This window comes from Tolypothrix sp. PCC 7712 (assembly GCF_025860405.1).
In the GTDB taxonomy this organism is placed as follows: domain Bacteria; phylum Cyanobacteriota; class Cyanobacteriia; order Cyanobacteriales; family Nostocaceae; genus Aulosira; species Aulosira diplosiphon.
The window spans coordinates 3,425,662-3,444,828 of record NZ_CP063785.1; the positions used below are offsets into that span (position 1 = coordinate 3,425,662).

15 protein-coding genes are annotated in these 19,167 nt (G+C 40.0%); 7 read left to right on the forward strand and 8 right to left on the reverse strand.

Translation table 11 applies throughout. From position 1 onward, the window contains the following. Nucleotides 1–54 precede the first annotated feature (54 nt). Nucleotides 55–1,002 (forward strand): F0F1 ATP synthase subunit gamma, encoded by a 948-nt coding sequence (locus tag HGR01_RS14180; RefSeq protein ID WP_045870440.1) that lies wholly within the window; start codon nt 55–57, stop codon nt 1,000–1,002. Between the two features lie 467 nt (nt 1,003–1,469). Here HGR01_RS14180 and HGR01_RS14185 read toward each other — a convergent pair whose 3' ends face one another. After that, nucleotides 1,470–2,672 carry a DUF1624 domain-containing protein gene (locus tag HGR01_RS14185; RefSeq protein WP_045870439.1) on the reverse strand — a complete coding sequence of 401 codons (1,203 nt, stop codon included), beginning with the start codon at nt 2,670–2,672 and terminating at the stop codon, nt 1,470–1,472. A 440-nt stretch (nt 2,673–3,112) separates the two neighbouring features. Between HGR01_RS14185 and HGR01_RS14190 the strand changes: the two genes are divergently transcribed. The 3 genes from HGR01_RS14190 to HGR01_RS14200 all read left to right on the forward strand — a co-directional run bounded on the left by HGR01_RS14190 (nt 3,113) and on the right by HGR01_RS14200 (nt 5,463). Beyond that, nucleotides 3,113–3,622, forward strand: a complete 510-nt coding sequence (locus tag HGR01_RS14190) for a hypothetical protein (protein ID WP_045870438.1) — start codon at nt 3,113–3,115, stop codon at nt 3,620–3,622. 137 nt (nt 3,623–3,759) lie between these two features. Beyond that, nucleotides 3,760–4,647, forward strand: a complete 888-nt coding sequence (locus HGR01_RS14195; protein WP_045870437.1) for a hypothetical protein — start codon at nt 3,760–3,762, stop codon at nt 4,645–4,647. 222 nt (nt 4,648–4,869) lie between these two features. Continuing rightward, a complete protein-coding gene (locus HGR01_RS14200; RefSeq protein ID WP_045870436.1) occupies nt 4,870–5,463 on the forward strand; it encodes a phosphatase PAP2 family protein in 594 nt (197 codons plus the stop codon). Between the two features lie 16 nt (nt 5,464–5,479). Here HGR01_RS14200 and HGR01_RS14205 read toward each other — a convergent pair whose 3' ends face one another. From HGR01_RS14205 to HGR01_RS14220, 4 genes are all read right to left on the reverse strand, one after another. Next, nucleotides 5,480–6,220: a hypothetical protein gene (locus tag HGR01_RS14205; protein ID WP_045870435.1), complete on the reverse strand. Its 741-nt coding sequence runs from the start codon at nt 6,218–6,220 to the stop codon at nt 5,480–5,482. Nucleotides 6,221–6,798: 578 nt separating this feature from the next. Then, on the reverse strand, nt 6,799–6,993 hold the full coding sequence (rpsU, locus tag HGR01_RS14210) for a 30S ribosomal protein S21 (RefSeq protein ID WP_045870434.1): 195 nt from the start codon (nt 6,991–6,993) through the stop codon (nt 6,799–6,801). 110 nt (nt 6,994–7,103) lie between these two features. Next, nucleotides 7,104–7,409, reverse strand: coding sequence for an RNA recognition motif domain-containing protein (locus tag HGR01_RS14215; RefSeq protein WP_045870433.1), 306 nt, complete (start codon nt 7,407–7,409; stop codon nt 7,104–7,106). A 735-nt stretch (nt 7,410–8,144) separates the two neighbouring features. After that, on the reverse strand, nt 8,145–9,227 hold the full coding sequence (locus HGR01_RS14220; RefSeq protein WP_045870432.1) for a class I fructose-bisphosphate aldolase: 1,083 nt from the start codon (nt 9,225–9,227) through the stop codon (nt 8,145–8,147). A 366-nt stretch (nt 9,228–9,593) separates the two neighbouring features. Between HGR01_RS14220 and HGR01_RS14225 the strand changes: the two genes are divergently transcribed. Together HGR01_RS14225 and HGR01_RS14230 are read left to right on the forward strand one after the other, a co-directional pair. After that, nucleotides 9,594–15,290: a ribosome assembly protein 4 gene (locus tag HGR01_RS14225; RefSeq protein ID WP_045870431.1), complete on the forward strand. Its 5,697-nt coding sequence runs from the start codon at nt 9,594–9,596 to the stop codon at nt 15,288–15,290. 166 nt (nt 15,291–15,456) lie between these two features. After that, nucleotides 15,457–15,921: a hypothetical protein gene (locus tag HGR01_RS14230; RefSeq protein WP_045870430.1), complete on the forward strand. Its 465-nt coding sequence runs from the start codon at nt 15,457–15,459 to the stop codon at nt 15,919–15,921. A gap of 63 nt (nt 15,922–15,984) precedes the next feature. Here the strand turns inward: HGR01_RS14230 and HGR01_RS14235 are convergent, their stop codons facing one another. After that, nucleotides 15,985–16,203 (reverse strand): hypothetical protein, encoded by a 219-nt coding sequence (locus HGR01_RS14235; RefSeq protein ID WP_045870429.1) that lies wholly within the window; start codon nt 16,201–16,203, stop codon nt 15,985–15,987. After that, nucleotides 16,187–16,585: a nuclear transport factor 2 family protein gene (locus HGR01_RS14240; protein ID WP_045870428.1), complete on the reverse strand. Its 399-nt coding sequence runs from the start codon at nt 16,583–16,585 to the stop codon at nt 16,187–16,189. Before HGR01_RS14240 ends, HGR01_RS14235 begins: the two co-directional genes overlap by 17 nt. A gap of 176 nt (nt 16,586–16,761) precedes the next feature. On the opposite strand from HGR01_RS14240, the gene HGR01_RS14245 reads away from it, so the two are divergent. After that, nucleotides 16,762–18,129, forward strand: coding sequence for a Rieske 2Fe-2S domain-containing protein (locus HGR01_RS14245; RefSeq protein ID WP_045870427.1), 1,368 nt, complete (start codon nt 16,762–16,764; stop codon nt 18,127–18,129). On the opposite strand, the gene HGR01_RS14250 is transcribed toward HGR01_RS14245, so the two are convergent. After that, nucleotides 18,130–19,137, reverse strand: a complete 1,008-nt coding sequence (locus HGR01_RS14250) for a zinc-binding dehydrogenase (RefSeq protein ID WP_045870426.1) — start codon at nt 19,135–19,137, stop codon at nt 18,130–18,132. Nucleotides 19,138–19,167: the final 30 nt, after the last annotated feature.

Below are 19,167 nucleotides of genomic sequence, written 5' to 3' on the forward strand. Positions count from 1 at the left end.
TAAAATCCGAAACTCCAAATCTAAAATCTAAAATCTAAAATCTAAAATCGGAATATGCCCAATCTTAAAGCAATACGCGATCGCATTCAGTCGGTCAAAAACACCAAAAAAATCACAGAAGCCATGCGGCTGGTAGCGGCGGCGAGAGTACGCCGGGCGCAAGAACAAGTATTAGCTACCCGTCCATTTGCTGATAAATTAGCGCAAGTTTTATATGGTTTGCAAACCCGTCTGCGGTTTGAAGAAGCCAACTTGCCCCTGCTGAAAAAACGGGAAGTTAAAACAGTCGGGCTGTTAGTCATTGCAGGCGATCGCGGTCTGTGTGGCGGTTACAATAGTAACGTCATTCGCCGTGCCGAAAATCGTGCCAAGGAACTCCAAGCCGAAGGTATTAATTACAAATTTGTGTTGGTAGGACGTAAGTCTATCCAATACTTTCAACGCCGTGACCAACCCATTGATGCTACCTACAGCGGTTTAGAACAAATTCCTACCGCCGCAGAAGCCACAAAGATTGCTGACGAATTGCTGTCTTTGTTCCTGTCGGAAAGTGTAGACCGCATCGAATTAATCTACACCCGATTTGTTTCCTTAGTGAGCTCACGTCCAGTTGTGCAAACCCTACTTCCTTTAGATCCTCAAGGTTTAGAAGCCGCAGATGACGAAATCTTCCGCTTAACAACCCGTGGTGGTCAATTTGAAGTAGAACGCCAAAAAGTGACTACCGAAGCCCGTCCTTTCCCCCGTGACATGATTTTTGAACAAGATCCAGTACAAATTCTGGATTCATTATTGCCTTTATATTTGGGTAACCAGCTATTACGGGCATTACAAGAATCAGCCGCTAGTGAACTAGCCGCACGGATGACGGCGATGAACAACGCCAGTGACAACGCCGGTGAATTGATTAGAACCCTATCGTTGTCTTACAACAAAGCTCGACAAGCTGCAATTACTCAAGAACTTCTAGAAGTTGTTGGTGGTGCTGAAGCATTAACTTAGGGATTTGTCAATTGTTAGTTACAAAAAATAGCCAATTGCTAGTTGTTAGAACATTAGCGATTGGCTATTTTTAGTGTTTGCTACCAAAGATTATTTGCTAGATTCCACAATCATCGCGATGGCAAATAAGCAGAACAACAATATATAGCAATCCTATTTCAGTTGTGAAAAATATCGGTTTTGGCTGTTGACTGTTGACTGTCAACGGTTAACAGTCAACAACCATGCATGTAATATTTCACAAATCATTTAGGATTGCTATAGCTATTTTTAACAACCATTCTCCAACTTGTGCGTGTAATAATACCAATTTGAAGATTAGAAGGCACAACAGTCAGAGTTTAGTGTTGTTGGCAAAACGTTCAACACCAATCTCAAAGCATAGCTTCTCACCCTAAAGAAGGCATTGCCTTTGTTGCCAGATGAAGCTGCGATAGTTAGCTTTTTTTATTTAGGGAAAGTTAAATTTATAAAAATTGTAACCACCAAGATTTATTCTTTACCTTGTACTTAGCATACCAATTACATATTAGATAAAGAATAAAAACTATGAAAATCCATACAAGATAAACATACTGTAAATCATATCCATAATCTTTTGGCATAGCGCTAGATAATAGATAGGGCAGAGTTATTGCCTTCAATCCATATTTGGGTAAGGCTAGCAAAATGGCAGAAAAATGTATCAACCAAAGATGAATAATGTAAAAGAATAATGGTACCCTCCCAAAAATAATCAGAGGTTTGAGAACTGATAAGTTTTGATTTTCAAATATATAAAGTAGCAAAAAAGCTATCCCAAGTGTAATTAATAAATAAGCTAATGATGGGGGATATTTATTGCAATTGAGGAATGATAATATAGTTTTCAAAAATGTAGATTGAATTAACCAAGGTTTCGGATCACCATAAATGTTTATCCCTCTGATAACTACAAAGCTAAAAATTAAACCCCAACCCAAATTTTGTAACCAACGGAGGCGTTGAGTCTTGGTTTTAGTCATCACATATCCAAAGGCATAGCCACATACCATTACTCCAACCCAAGGGATAAGTGGATACACCAAGAAAAAGCGAATTCCTGATGTCGATACAAACATTGCCCGCTCGTGAAGAAATGACCAAAGAAAGCCAAAATTTCCTAGTTGTTTAGCTTGCACACTATCAAGCAAATTATGTCCAATAATCAGTAGGACTCCAAATATAGCTAGATTTCTCATGGGGAACTGGATTAGTAGTGCTAAAACAACCATAGACCAACCAATTGCCCATAGTACTCCTGCCATAAAAGTACCAGGAGAAAATGTCCATGCCAAACTAACTACAGTTAATTCCAAAAATATTAGCCAAAATCCCCTTATCAATAGAAAACGAGCTAGCTCTTGCTTTGTTTTTCCTCTTTTTAAGGAAAGATAAGCAGCCACACCTGCAAGGAAAATGAATGAAGGGGCACATAAATGGGTCATCCATCTCGTCAAAAATAGAAAAATATTTGATTGTTCTATATCCAACGCATTAAAACGAACATTAGAAAAAAAATCTCTGGTATGGTCTAATGTCATCAAAACCATCACCAAACCACGTAGTAAATCTATCGATACGAGGCGTTTAGTTCTGATTTGATCATCATTTTTAGGGTCGTTACTAGAAGCATTTGAATATATATCCATAATTACAACTTACGCCTAATGTGTAAGAAGCAAATTGCTGTTTATGCCTTCTATAGAATCAACGCAACTACCGACGGTATTTATGCAAATTTGTAAATAAGTTATATTTCTTTACTTAATGCTAGGGATGACTATGCCAAAAAAGATTTTTTAAGCTTAGAAATCTGTGGCTGCCGCAACCGCGCAAGAAAGCTGCGCTATAGTGGCTCCGAAAAGTATTGATCTACCTTGATTGTTACAACTCAAGTAAGAAATTAGAGACAGAAATTTCTGACTTTGAGGTTTTTATGTTTGTCTTTTTCCCCCTCATCCCCCTCATCCCCAACACATCTGTAATCCAGGATACCCACCAATAATTATCAAAAAGTAAAGTTTCTTGCGAAACTCCTGACAAGCGCTGATAATTGCCTCAAAGCTCAAGCATTAAGGAGAAGCTCAACATGACTTTAACCCGTGGGCGTAGGATTTTAGCGGCTTTGTTACTATCAGTATTATTGCTGACATCAGCCTGTAGCGCTAAAACCCCTGGACGTTTTGATCAGGCACAGCAAGAAAGCAGTCGCCAAAAAAGTGGTCAAGCAGTTGCTAAAAATGCAACTCAGGGTAGCAAATTGAACAAATTTTTCCCCAGTGGAGGGGATGGCTACCAGCGCGTTTATACTCAAGAGAAAAAAGGCTTTTCGGAAGCAAATTTGAAAAAAGGTGGCAAGGTTGTAGCGCAATTAGCCATTTCCGACACAACTAGTACTCCCACTGCAGCAGCAAAATTCTCTAATAGTAGCAAAAAAGTTGCTGGTTATCCTGCAGTCACACTTGGTAATACTCAAACTTCTATTTTGGTTGGTAAATACCAAGTAAAAGCAATTTCTAAAGACCCAACATTTACAGCCACAGACAGAGAAGCTTGGTTAGAAAAATTCGATCTGAATGGTTTGGCGAGACTCAAATAATACCAAATTGGCATAGTTAGTATTGTTTGAGAATCTGGAAGCAGCGTTGTGTTCTATGTTTTCAATTCTCAAATCCAAAATTGGTATAAGCTGCACAAGAGAAATAAAAATTACATCACAGCAATCAGGAGATTATTTTGAGTAAACCGATTTTTCAGTTGGTTGATGAACTACCAACCAGTGGTTTGACTATTTCTATGTTGAACGCCCTAGATTTTGTTGCTCCTGGTGAGTGGCAAAATACTGTAGGCTTTGTCAACACGATTAAAACCGTAACTGGTGAAAGTGACGAAGCCCTAATTCAACAAATTGGCGAACGGGCAATTTATCTATTCAACGATAAATCTCAAGGTTATCAAACAGCTTTATGGCTATATCAAACTGTTGATGGTACAGATAAAGCCTTAGGTGCAGCAGCTTTGGCTAATAAGGTGGGCGAAAAAATTCCCCTGTTAGGTTTTTTAAATAGTGTCACTCCCAAACCAGATAAAGCTCAAACTATTGACCTGACATTAAAAGTTGTGGCTGAATTGGTAGCTTTCTGTCAAATTAATGGCATTCCCGGAGATAGCATTGGTGATTTTGTGGCTTCTTTAGGTGAGTATGCTGGCGAATCTTTGATTCGCATGGTTGCATTAGTCTGCGTTGATGGTTTGATACCTTTAGGGCCTGACTTTATCAGCAAAGCTTTATCTAGTATCAGTCAAACAAATCCCCAGGAATTAGCACAAAACTCAACTTTTCAAAGTATCAAAGATGCTATCCCAGGTAACAATGATAGTGGGAAGCTGAACTTTATTGGTCAAAGCTTTGACTCAGTTAAAGGTTGGATGGGTGATCTAGTTAATTCCAATAATTTAACGCCACAAAACGTTGTTGGTCATTTACAAAATTTTGTCGAAATTTCTAATGATAAATTAGACTACCTGGGGGCGTTTTTGGATGTGGCAACTAACTACTATGAACACACAGGAACGCAAACTTTGGCGCGTCGTTTGATTGAACGAGCTGTAGCTGAGATTTAATCTGAGAGGTAATTGGTATTGAGTAATGGGTAATGTTTATATTTATCTATTACTCAAACCAATTATCAATAATCGAATTATGTAAAGGTTGCTGGGAAAAAGTAAAAGAGGCTTGCCTCTTCTGCCTCTCTCAATATAGTTATATTTATTTTTAACAAATAGTGGCGATCGCTATTTATTATGCATGAAAATTTTTATCAAAAATTACTATACATAAATTAAATGAAAAATAACCTCTTGCTCTCCAGGTTAATAACATTATGCCCTACTTTAATTGCCCTATACTGTACGATTTTGGCTCCGAAAGCGATCGCAGATACTTTTGACAAAGACTTGTCTAATTTTGTCTCCAGTGGCGGAACTGCGCTGTACTTAGGTGCTGGTGTGACCCTACCTCTATTGCAAGATGGGAAACAAGGCGGACAACACTCTTTACGAGCTTTAGACTCCCTGACTACCAGTACTCTGCTTTGTATTTCTTTAAAAGAAATCACCGATGTGAAGCGCCCCGATTCTGACTCCCGTGATAGTTTTCCCAGTTGTCATGCGACAGCAGCATTTGCGATCGCTACTGTACAAAGCCATTATCATCCGGGTTCGGCAATAATTTGGTATTCTGGCGCATCTTTGATTGCCTATTCCCGAATTAACCTCAATCGTCATCGTCTGACAGAAGTGCTAGCTGGGGCTGCACTAGGATACCTGACAGCACAATTGGAACTTAGCCAAAAGCATGGGTTAATTTTATTCCCCATTATTAGCAGTGATGACGCGGGTGAATCGCTTGTGGGACTACAGGTAGTCGGCTCGTTTTGAGAGCATAACAAATAATTTATTTTTGGGGCAAATTTATATCAGCTGCGATCGCATATAAATATGGTTGGAAAATTGCCCAGTCTTCTAACTTATCAAACTTGCCTGTGGCTAAAGCTGGGTCATAGCCACTAGTAATCACGTAAAGTGAAGTTCCATCAAAGGTTACATGACCAATATGTTGTTCTTGTACTCCTCCTTGGCGCTTTAGTCCCACAAATCCATAACGGAGTCCTGGAAGTTTTCCAATCGTTACCGTTTGGGGGGGATGGCTAGAGAAGATAATATCGTTTTTGTAAGTAGCCTGGCGGTCTTTGGAGATAGCACTATAGTAGTCTGTGACCCAAGCTTTTAGTGCTGTCAATATCTGAGTTTGGTACTGAGGATTTTGGGAATCGACTTTGCTACCTGCGGGAATCCCAACTGCTTCTAGTTTCTTTTGAAAATCGGGATTGTTTGCTAATGGGTAAACCCCAATCTCAACTGTACCTAAAAGTTTGCCTTGGCTGGAGACGCATAAAAGCGGTGCATTTCCTTTACAAGGAACAACTTGCCAATTATTTGGCGCACTCTTATTAACCAAAATCTCCTGCCAAATATTCCCTTCTCCCTCATTAGGACTAGGTTTATTTAACGGCTGTACTGCTGGGTTTTTCTGCTGGGGATTGTTTGCAGAAAACAGAGGTGGAACAAATTTAATTCCCACTGGGATTAGTGCTAACAAGATCACACCAATTAAAAGATGATAAAGGCGCAACATTTTATCTGAAAACCTAGAATCAGAGATGGCATTATGAAAGTATCTGCGACACTTTGTCAGTATACAAAGAAGATAGCTCTACATAGCTGTAAGTTCCGCAAAATAAACGTAACCCATCGCCGCATGGATGGTGCGTTAGGCGCTAGGATAGTGCTTCTGTGACAAATCATCTGGGAAATCAGCGCCTAAAACAACCTACTGAAGATTTACTTAATAAATATCCTCAAAGCACGCTACATGAATTACAACAATCAAATAAGAGTCCTATACAATACTTGTCGGTTAAGGGCAAAAGGGTAAGGAGAAAAGGGGCAAGAAAAAACCTTTAACCCTTACCCTTTCACCTTTTCCCCAAACCAAATTAAGAGTTGAACATCCTTAACCGAGCAGTATTGGAGTCCTATATACATTTGTAGTAGCACTGCAAGCTAAAACAGTGCTACTACTAAAGGTTATTATTGATGTCTAGCTGTCTTTAGCCCCTATTCCCTTCTCTTCTTTGGGCTTGCTGATAGTAAAGCTACCAATATGGTAGTTAAACACAGTAATTTAGTCGAAGAGCAAATTTCTAAAAAATGTTATTTGTAGCGAGAACGTTGTCTACGACTTTGCTTGTGTCTTGCAACTGCTTTGCGTTTTTCTTTCTCTAAAGGCGTTTCAAAGTGACGCTTTTTACGCATATCTTGGAAAATTCCGGCTTTGGAAACTTCCCGCTTAAATCTTCGTAAAGCTGATTCAATACCTTCGTTCTCTCCTAAGACTACTTGGGTCATTCTCATTCCTCCTGAATGTGGATGAATAGACGAAATAAAATATTCCAGCAGAATTGAGCCTTGGGCTTTATCTGCTGGAGACTCTAGATTTTAAGTTTTCAGCGCCAGGCTTAGTAGCGACGATTATTACGGTTGTTGTTATTCCAGCCACCACGAGAAGCAGGGCTTCTTTCTTCACGAGGTTTAGCTTTGTTGACTTTCAAATCGCGTCCCATCCATTCTGCACCATCTAGTGCTTCAATTGCAGCTACTTCTTGAGCATCTGTGTCCATTTCCACAAATGCAAAGCCACGTGGACGACCAGTTTCGCGGTCTGTAGGTAGTTGAACGCGATTAACTGTTCCATATTCAGCAAAAGCCCGCTTCAGGTCATCTTCTGTAACCTGATAGGACAAATTCCCAACATAAATCGACATGGTTTGTCTCCGAATCCAGTTAGCGTAGAGACTTAAATTCGGAGAGACGCTTTAGTGAAATCAAAACGAATAGCTCAACCGAAAATAATCTTTATATGCACGATTATAGCACAGTATTTAAAAATTATAATCCTGCATAGTTTGATTTTCAATATACAAATTTTTCAGCTCAGGCAAAAAAATTTGTATTTACAACTAGATTTTTGCAAGCATTATATTATTACATTTTTAAGGGATATTTCAACGGAATTATTGTTTAAATTTTTAAAACTTCTCTTCTTTTCATAGTTTCTCTGCTGTAATTGACCATTGAATGGCAATTGTCTGTAATTGCCAAGTTGTGATTATAGGATAAATTTTAGGTTCTGTTAAACGCCTTAAAACCTAACATTTCCGGGGCTGGTTGGGGTGAGGAAATAAACCCAATCTCCGCATTTTCAGGTTTTTGGCGCTAAATAAACGGTATTGGATGATAAATTATCAAAGTGTAGTTTGCTTAAAGATTAGCCAAAATCTTAGTTTAGTCTCATCTCGCCATCGAGTAAATTGCCAGCTAGATTTTTGATGATTAGCATTAATTATTTTTATAAAAAATTAAGGTGGATACATGACCCACCTCATACCAATTCAAAATTTAAAATGGGGAAAGTCAGATACATAAGGGTTGATGAATTTAGCCCTGTTGCTGAATTTTAAAGAATTGGTATTACTGTTTTATTTGCTATGTTTTCTGCATTAAGCTATGGTCACATCTGATGATAGGTAAACATCTTGAATGGAGTGAAATAATTTCACTCCTTCTTCAAAGGGACGTTGAAACGCTTTCCGTCCAGAAATTAAGCCAGTACCACCGGCACGTTTGTTAATCACAGCAGTGCGAACTGCTTCTGCAAAGTCATTTTTACCAGACGCACCACCAGAGTTAATTAATCCTGCACGTCCGCAGTAGCAATTCAGTACTTGGTAGCGAGTCAAGTCAATGGGATGGTCGGTTACTAAGTCTGTGTAAATCCGCTCGTTAGTTTTACCGTAAGACTCGCCTGTTGCTTTGGCTACAGCAGTGTAACCATGATTATTTTCTGGTAACTTCTGCTTAATAATGTCTGCTTCAATCGTGACACCCAAATGATTTGCTTGTCCGGTGAGGTCAGCCGCAAGATGATAGTCTTTATCTTGCTTAAAAGCGTTATTCCGCAGATAGCACCAGAGAATAGTTGCTAACCCCAATTCATGGGCGTATTTAAAAGCTTGGCTAATTTCCTGAATTTGTCGAGTTGACTGTTCAGAACCAAAATAAATTGTCGCGCCAACAGCTGCTGCACCCAAATTCCAAGCTTGTTCGACATCAGCAAATAATACTTGATCGAATTGATTGGGGAAAGTCAAAAGTTCGTTATGATTTATTTTGACTATGAAGGGGATTTTGTGCGCGTATTTCCGTGAAACACTGCCCAAGACACCTAAAGTTGTAGCAACAGCATTACAACCTCCAGCTATTGCTAACCGCACAATATTTTCTGGATCAAAATAAATCGGATTAGGTGCAAAGGATGCTCCGGCTGAATGTTCAATACCTTGGTCTACTGGCAGAATTGAGAGATAGCCAGTATATGCTAAACGACCAGTAGAATAGAGTTGCTGAAGATTACGCAATACTTGCGGATTGCGATCGCTATTTAGCCAAACTCGATCCACAAAGTCTGGCCCCGGTAAATGTAATAAATCTTGAGAAACTTTTGCTTTGTAGGTGAGCAGGTCTTCTGCTTCTTGACCTAAAAACGACTCGATAGAACTACCTGCTAAAAGCGTTGCAGTCATGATTTATTCCTCAAAATTTGAGTAAATGACCTTGCTTTTAAGATAACACTCTTATTATTTAGAACTTATTACGCAAGTGTGAATTAAATATGCTTTTAATTCTAGAATTTTTCTATTTCTTCAGAGCGATCGCATCTATTTATGATATAAAGAAATTGACTTTTGGCAATATGCCTTTAGGTATATATTCTCCGCAATAATTATTAATCGTAACTATCGTCATCATCTCTGATGTACATCAATAAGGATAAGAATTTTCTATAATTTCTCCCCAGCTTTTCCCCCTTCCCCCTTCCCCCTTCCCCCTTCCCCTTTCCCCATTTCCCCATTTCCCCAGCCCCCAATCCCCAGTCCCCAGTCCCATATATGAATAATAACCACCCACCAGAAAATAACGATCGCACTTTGCAACAACTAGCTTGGGCGTTAGAAGCTTCTGTGGGGCAGTTTAAGCTAATTTTGGCAAAGTGCAACTATACTAACTTGCGCGATCTCCTCCTGGTGCAATTACCAAAAATCTGTCGGGTGGAAATCAGCATTTTAACTATCCGACAAACTAACAGGACGCTGTACAGCGCTATCCGCGAGGAGTTTGCAGAAAAATTACCAGCTTGTTTAATGGTGGTGGGTTTAGAGGATGTGCAAGATTTACCGCAGATGCTGAGTTCTGCAAATCAGGTGCGGGAAGAATTTCGCAAGCATTGTCCTTTTCCTTTGGTGTTGTGGATTAACGATGAAGTTCACAAGCAACTGATGCAAGTTGCGCCTGATTTGGAAAGTTGGGCGATTACCAGAAACTTTGCTATTTCCAAACAAGATTTAGTTGCTTTTTTACAAAAAACTGCCGATAGGTGGTTTAGTAATAACTTGACATTGAGTTTAGCTGGATATCGCAGATTAGAAACAGAACTTCAAGCCGCCCAGAGAGATTTACTTGGTGATGGCGAATTTAACAGCTTAGAAATTCAGGCTGATATCGAATCATTGCTGGGGTTAATCAAACAAGTTAACCATCAACTAGATGCGGCTTTAGAACATTATCAAACTGCGCTGACACTTTGGCAGAAAAGTAATAACTTAGAACGGCAAGTTAAGATTATTGGCAATATAGCTTTGTGTTATTATCTCAAAGCTGCCAAATATTTAGATATTAATAATTATAATTGGCAAAAAACTCAAAATTATTTACAACAATATATAGAATTACTGGCTGAAATCCAAAATCCGCAGTTAATTGCTGATGCCATTGAACAACTAGGTGATATTCTCCGTGATGTGAGGATTTGGCAGCAGTTTCAAAACTTGGCAGACCAGCTAAAAAGTTTTGCCCAGCAAGCTTTAGTCATACATCAAGCTAACAATCAACCAAGAGAACTAGCAAAAGATTATGGCTTTTTAGCCGAAGTCGCTCTTGTGCAAAAATCTTGGCAAGAAGCAAATAATTTTATTCAGCAAGCATTGCAAATTTGGTCAGCTATTCCTCATGTAGAATCGGGTTTATTATCGGAATTACCAGAAAAATTGATTGCTGCTCATGATTTCAGCTTATATCAATTTATCCTGGCGCTTTCTCAATATCATTTAGGGCAAACTCAAGACGCAATTACTAGCTTAGAAACTGCGAAGAATCATACTAATCCGCTCAAAGACCTGAAACTTTATATCCAAATTCTCGATTATCTCCAACGACTTTATTTTGAACAGCAAGAATATGCCAAAGCTTATGAAATTAAACAACAGCAGCGTTCCGTTGAGCAACAATTTGGCTTGCGGGCGTTTATTGGTGCTGGACGTTTAGGCTCAACCAAGCAAGTATTTGCAGGAACAGTAGCATCAGCCACTTTAAAAGAAAATATATCCCCAGAAATCGCCGCCTCTGGTCGTTTACTTGATGTAGAACGCTTAATTGAGCGCATCGGTCGCCCCGATTATAAGTTGATAGTCATTCATGGGCAATCGGGTGTGGGTAAAAGTTCCTTAATTAACGCGGGATTGGTTCCAGCTTTAAAACAAAAAGCCATCGGTATTCAAGATAACTTACCTGTTGTCATGCGCTTTTATAGCCACTGGGAAGAAGAGTTGGGGCGAGTGATGATTGAGGCGATGGGGGAGAGGAGGGATGGAGGGGATGGGGGAGATGAGGGGGATGAGGGGGATAGGGATGAGGAAGGTGGGGGAGATGAGGGGGATGAGGGGGATGAGGGAGAGGAAAGTTTGAGTTTGGAAGTTCAAGCTTTAGCTTCAGAACGAGAAACTTCTCGTTTGGAACATGAAAGGCCGAGTTCAGAACGAGAAACTTCTCGTTTGGAACATGAACCTTCTAGTTCTGAACATGAACCTTCTAGTTTGGAACATGAACCTTCTAGTTTGGAACATGAAAGACTGAGTTCTGAACACGACACTCCGAGTTCTGAACTCAAAACGCCGAGTTCAAAAGACAATACTCCAAGTTTATATCTTCAAACTTCCCCTTCCTCATCCCCCTCATCTCCCTCATCTCCCCCACTTCCCTCATCCCAATCCCCCTCATCTCCCTCATCTCCCCCACCTCCCTCATCCCAATCCCCCTCATCTCCCTCATCTCCCCCACCTCCCTCATCCTCATCCCCCTCATCTCCCTCATCTCCCTCATCCCCTCCCGACTTACTCGCTCAATTACGGGAAAATGAAGCAAAAAACCTCCGCACTGTGTTAATTTTTGACCAATTTGAGGAATTTTTCTTCACTTATCCTGAACCAGCGCAGAGGCGGCAATTTTTTGAGTTCTTGGGCGAATGTTTTAATGTTCTCTCTGTGAAAGTAATCCTGTCGTTGCGGTTAGATTACTTGCATTACTTGCTGGAATGCAATGATTTGCCCAATATGCAGATTATTAATAATGATATTCTCAGCAAAAATGTGCTTTATAAGTTGGGCAATTTCTCGCCTAGTGATGCGAAATCAATTATTCAGCGCTTAACTGAGAATACTAGCTTTCGCCTAGAGCCTACGTTAATTGAGCAACTAGTGCAAGATTTAGCTAGTGAACTAGGGGAAGTGCGCCCAATTGAATTACAAGTGATAGGCGCACAATTGCAGACTGAGAATATTACAACTTTGGCAGAATATCGGCAACGCGGTACCAAAGAACAACTAGTGAAGCATTATTTAAATGAAGTTGTTCATGATTGCGGTGCTGACAATCAGCAACTAGCAGATTTATTACTATATTTACTCACCGATGAGAAAGGAACTCGACCTCTGAGGACTTTGGTGGAATTAGAACGGGACTTACAAGCCTTTGTGAAGGAAGAGAATGAGACACGGAAGCAAAGGAATAGAAGGCGAAAGCTGAGAAGAAGTCAAAAATATCTCAATGAAACTCCTAATTTACCCAGGGAATCACCTCTGAGCCAAAAATTAGAGTTAGTTTTAGAAATTTTTGTCAAATCAGGCTTAGTAGTTTTGTTAAAAGAAAACCCCGCCGGGCGTTATCAACTGGTACATGACTATTTAGCTGCCTTTATCCGCCAGCAACAAGAACCGAAGCTGAAAGAGTTAATGGCGGAACTCGAAAATGAACGCAAGCAAAGAAAATTGGGTGAAGCCAAGCTGAATCGCTTACTCAAATTTGCTTTGATTGTTTCCGTCGCTGCAGGATTGGTCTTCGGTAGTTTGGCAATTATCTCATGGCGATGGGCATTAGAGGCGGAAGCCCAAAAAAAACAAGCGGAAATCAACGAAATTAACTCCCTGGTTAACTCCTCAGCTACTTTTTCCGCCTCTGGTCAAACCAGAGATGCGATTATTGAAGCCTTGAAAGCTGTGAAAAAACTGCAGAAATTAAATCCACCACCAGCCATTACCCAAATGCACGTTGTGGGAAGATTGCGGGAGGCGGTGTATTTACAACCGCAGAATAAATTTCAAGAACTACAAACCCTCAGCGATCATAATAGTGCGGTCAATAGTGTCGCTTTTAGCCCAGATGGTCAAAAATTAGCTTCGGGAAGTAATGACAATACCATTAAACTCTGGGATGTCTCCACTGGTAAAGTTATACAAACTCTTCCCCATCTACAAGAGGCTACGCCAACAGCAAGCTATATAGATAGCGGTCATCAAGACTCTGTTACTAGCATCGCTTTTAGCAGTGATGGTCAAAAATTAGCTTCTGGGAGTGAGGACAAGACCATCAAACTCTGGGATATGACCACCGGGAAACTACTGCAAACTTTTAATGGTCATAGCGGTTTAATCAAAACCATTGCTTTGAGTAATGATGGTGAAAAATTAGCTTCTGGGAATGATGACAAGACCATCAAACTTTGGGATGTCTCCACTGGAAAACTGCTGCAAACCTTTAGCGGTCATAGCGATGTGGTCAATAGCGTCGCCTTTAGCAGTGATGGTGAAAAATTAGCTTCTGGGAGTAAGGACAAGACTATCAAACTCTGGGATGTCTCCACTGGAAAACTACTGCAAACCTTTAATGGTCATAGCCAGTCAGTCAATAGCGTCGCCTTGAGCAATGATGGTAAACAGTTAGCTTCTGGAAGTAGTGATAATACCATCAAACTCTGGAATTTCAGCAACAGCAAAGTACCGCAAACTTTGAGCGGTCATAGCAATCCGGTGAATAGCGTTGCTTTTAGCAGGGATGGTAAGCAATTGCTTTCTGGGAGTAATGATAAGACCATTAAACTTTGGGATGTCACCACAGCTAAACTGCTGCAAACTCTTAGTGGACATCGGGAGGCGGTCAATAGTGTCGCCTTTAGGGGTGATGGTCAACAGTTAGTTTCTGGAAGTAACGATCACACCATCAAACTTTGGGATGTGACGATTGGTAAGGTGCAGCAAACTCTTCCTTCCGACAGTAACGCCAATAGCGGACATGAGGCTTGGGTCAATAGTTTCGCGTTTAGCAGTGATGGGAAACAGTTGGTTTCTGGAAGTAATGATGACACTATCAAACTCTGGGATGTGACCACTGGTCAACTGCTGCAAACTCTTAATGGACATCGGGGGGCGGTAAATAGCGTCGCCTTAAGTAGCGATCGCCAAAAGTTAGCTTCTGGAAGTGACGACAAGACGATCAAACTCTGGGATATCACCACTGGTCAACTCCTGCAAACCTTTCCTTCTGAAACCAACGCTAACAATGGTCATCGCGATTGGGTCAAAAGCGTCGCCTTTAGCCCTGATGGTAAACAATTAGCTTCTGGTAGTAAAGATAAAACCATCAAAATCTGGGATGTCCACACTGGTAAACTTCTGCACAATTTCCGTGGGTTTTTTGTATTTTTGACTAGTGGTCATCGCGACTCAGTTAATAGCGTTACCTTTAGCCCGGATGGAAAACAGTTGGCTTCTGGGAGTAATGACAACACCATTAAAATTTGGGATGTCACCATTGGGAAACTACTACAAACTCTACCAGGGGAACGCTACGCCAACAGTGGTCATCTTGATTGGGTGAATACTGTGGCTTTTAGTCCAGATGGAAAAAGGTTGGCTTCTGGGAGTAATGACAACACCATTAAAATTTGGGAACTCTCCACAGGTAGAGTTTTGCAAACCCTTAACGGTCATAGTGATTTAGTTAATAGTATTGCCTTTAGCCCAGATGGAAAACAGTTGGTTTCTGGGAGTGATGACAGCACTATCAAACTCTGGGATGTCTCCACTGGGAAAGTGCTCAAAACCATAACTAGCAATTATGGTAATTGGGTGAGAAGCGTCGCCTTTAGTCCAGATGGAAAACGGTTAGCTTCTGCAAGTACTGACAACAAAATCACTCTGTGGAACTTCAACTTAGATGAGTTGGTAAAAGATGGTTGTGGCTTGATCAATAATTACTTAATTGTGCACCCAGAAACCTTAGCCGAACTCAACTCCTGTCAAAATCCTTCTCTGTTATTACAAGCAGCCACAGTTTTAATCATGCAAGGTGAGAAGTTAGCGCCAGTAGGCGATACTGATGGTGCGATCGCTAAATTCCGCCAAGCCCAGAAGTGGAATACTAATTTACAATTTGACCCAGAGGCGAAAGCCCAAGATTTAGCCGGGAGAGGAAAGTAATGCGGTTCGGTGACTGTTGACTGTTGACTGTCCTAGTGAATGCTAGGATGTTGAAGTAGGTGCTTGACCAAAGAAGAAAAAGATACAAGCCCATAAATATTTATGGGAATTGTGATTGTGAATTGTGAATTTTGAATTCCCTGTAGGGGTTGACTTCTTTTTATCGATGAATAAACCATTGGATGAAGCGCTTTCGGTTGAAATTTCTCAACGGATTAAAAGCAAGGCTAAAAAAACCTTTGATAATGCTTATAAAGCAGCGCTGGCGACTGATCAAGCCCAGTATGTTCAGGGATTTTTAGTGTTCCCTGGTAAGCCATATCAACCTATTGAACACGCTTGGATTGAATTAGCAGAGTCTATTGTCGATCCCAATCTACCGTTTCTGAAAAAAGACCCGCAGCAGCTTTACTATTTTCCAGCCGCAAGTTTTAATGTCACTGAACTCAAGGAAATTATCGAAGAGTCAAAAGAAGATTATCCCGAAGATGACCCGCTACCCATCTATGGCGATGCGCCTTATGAGTATTATGGTGATGTGATGTTGGGTGGTAAAAATTATTTGGATGCATATCAAGCCGCAGAAGCTAAATCCAAAGAAATTAATCAACCAAATTTTGAAAATAATTGAACGAACCAGTCAAAAGTAAGAATACAGGTCAGTTAAGCTCATTAGGGATTGATTTGTCACTTATTAAAAAAGCCAGAAGAATTGGGGGATTCTCCCCCAAACCCCCGATTGGGTGACGGTTGCGTCCCCCAAACCCCCTCCAAAATTATTACTCTGTCTTAATTTTGAATTTTGAATTTTGAATTTTGAATTTTGAATTCCGCCTTGTTGTACTAGTTTTTTGGTTTTATGATCAATTAATTTTCTTAACTGAACTGTATTTTCTTTAATAGGATTTACCATCGCTACCAAAATATTCTCGGTAGGCGCAAATTTTGTCGCCACGCACATCAAAGGAAACTGCTATGCGATTTTTATAAGGTTCTCCGAATAATAGCCCTTCATCTCGAAATTCAAATACCACAGTTGTTTCATTACTGGTAACTCGGTCTAGTGAAGTTAGCTTGATACCAGGATGAAAGGATGTACTCACATATTCAAAAAACTCTTTAGCGCGTTCTTTTCCCTCATTCAAACCGTGGAATTTACCAACTGGAAACCAAAAGTTAAAATCTTCTGTCAGCATATCTAGAAATCCTTGCCATTCACCTGTAGCTAAGGCGTGGGTAAATTTCTCAAATGCTTGTTGAGCTATTTTTAAAGTATTTTCCGGATTTTGTGTCATTTTTTCTGCAACTAGATATAAACTAAATTTAATTATCTAAACCTGTAATTTGTCTACGTTCCAGAATTATCCTGATATTTTAAGATAAAACACGATAATCAGCTTTTAAAGTCATACCAGCAGACGAATAAGGATTTTTTATCTTATCTTCCCAGCTACAAACCGAGGAAAAGTATATGACAATCACTCCTAATCAACAAGAGACGGAACATGGAATTGTTAGCTTACCAATATCGGAAACTAGCCAAGAATTTAACTGGAGAAACTGTTGGTATCCCGTAACTTTCATACAAGATTTACCAATAAACCGTCCTTATAGCTTTTCACTTTATGATGAATCGTTGGTATTATTCAAAAACCAAGATGGGAAATTGGGTTGTTTAACAGATATTTGTCCTCACCGAGCGGCTAGACTTTCTGATGGGCAAATTATTGATGGCAAAATTGAGTGCCTATACCACGGTTGGCAATTTGGTACTGATGGTCAATGTCTGCATATTCCTCAATTACCAAATGATGCCAAAATTCCTAATAATGCCTGTGTTAAATCTTTTCCTGTTGTAGAACGCCAAGGTATTGTTTGGATGTGGGCTGGTGAAGCAGAAACTGCCAATGAGGAAATAATTCCTCTAGTTCCAGAGTTAAATAATCCGGATGTAGTCTGTAAAGATTATATACGTGATTTACCTTATGACCAGACATATTTTATTGAAAATGTGATTGATCCAGCACATGTTTACATCAGCCATGATGGTCTTCTTGGCAAAAGAGCAGATGCTCAACCATTAGACATAGAAGTTGTTGAAAGTTCCTTAGCGGGAATTCGTGGCAGATGGAGGGTAACAAGAAAGCCTAATTTACCTTGGATGGTATTAGATTTTATAGCTCCCAATTTAATTATTTATAAGTTTAGCAATGTTAGCAATGAAGCTCAGAAAAGATTGGGAGGAACAGTTTTGTATTCTCTACCTCTAAGCAGAAATAAATGCCGTATTCTACTGAGAAATTATAGTAATAGCTTTCCTTGGCAAGTAAAGCTGATGCCTGATTGGCTAGATCACATTACAGTACGAAATAAAATTTTGGAAGGAGATTTACAGCTTGTTGTTCAACAAAAAAGACAAATTGAGCGCTTGCAAAAGAATCTCAAAGATGTATATTTACCACTTAAAACATCAGACACATTAGTAATTGAATACCGAAAGTGGTTAGACAAATTTGCTAAAGATTTACCTTTCTATCAAGGTTATGCCTCTGCAAAGAATTTATCTGAAAGTGAGATTACGCAAAATTCACTACTACTAGATAGGTATTCACAACACACACTAATTTGTCATGATTGTAATCGAGCTTATCAAACTACAAGCTTAGTGAAACAAATTTTAGTGGGAATTGCGATCGCTCTTGCAGCCTTAGCTATACTTACAGATGACTCATGGATTTCTCCTGTAGCTGTTGCAGCTGCTTTATCAGCATTAGCTTTAGCTTTTGCAGCCGATAAACTGAAAACCAAATTTGAGCGTTTTTACACTCGCCATGAGTAATTAAAACTTGACAACTACTTTGCCACAATTCTGACCACTGAGCAGATATTCCACAGCATCAGGAATAGACTCTATACCTTGGAATTGGGTAGGGTCAACGTTAACTCTGATTTTATTAGTGTAGAAGAGATTTAAAAGGCGATCGCGCGCCTCTGGCATATACTCACGGTAATGTGGCATTAAAAAGCCGCGCACAGAAGCAGCTTTCCAAAATAGCTGATGATAAATGCGGGGTTGGGTAATTTGTTCTATATTCTTGGCGTATTCCGAGATAAAACCTACTACCACTAAGCGTCCCCGCACAGCTAAGTTGTCAACGCAAGTATCAAACACTTGTTTACCCACACAGTCAAAAATTAAATTAATGCCATTGGGATATTCTTGCTTGAGGACTTGGTCGAGGTTTTCTGTACGATAGTTGATAATGCGATCGCATCCTAATTCTTGGAGTAACTTTGCTTTCGCCTCAGAACTACAAGTACCAATGACATGATTACCTGCTAGTTTTGCTAATTGCACCGCAATATGGCCTGTACCACCAGCCGCCGCATTTACCAAAACCACCTCATTACTTTTCATCTCTCCCACTTGTTCCAACGCCACCAAAGCTGATACACCTGTAGGTATGAGCGTTAAAACCTCTGGAGTGGCTTCTCGCACTTTCACCGCTAAGTTCGTATCAATAACCTGATATTCTCGATAACCACCACCCCGCGCTGTACTTATCGCCGCATCACCAATTTGAAAATCTTGCACATTTTCACCTACAGCCACAACTGTTCCTACTGCTTCCACACCCAAATCAAAGGGCGGAGTTAAGTGAACATAGGGAACCTCTCCCCGACATAGTAAAGTGTCAAAACCACCGTTAACACCAGCAAATTTATTCTGAATTAATATTTGATTTTCAGTAGGAATAGAAATCGGTATTTCAACAATCTTAACAGCCGATTTAAAGTCTTGATTCAGTTGTTTTGCAATTAATTTTCTGTAGGTTTTTATATTCATTTATTCTTAGTATTGGGCATTGGGCATTGG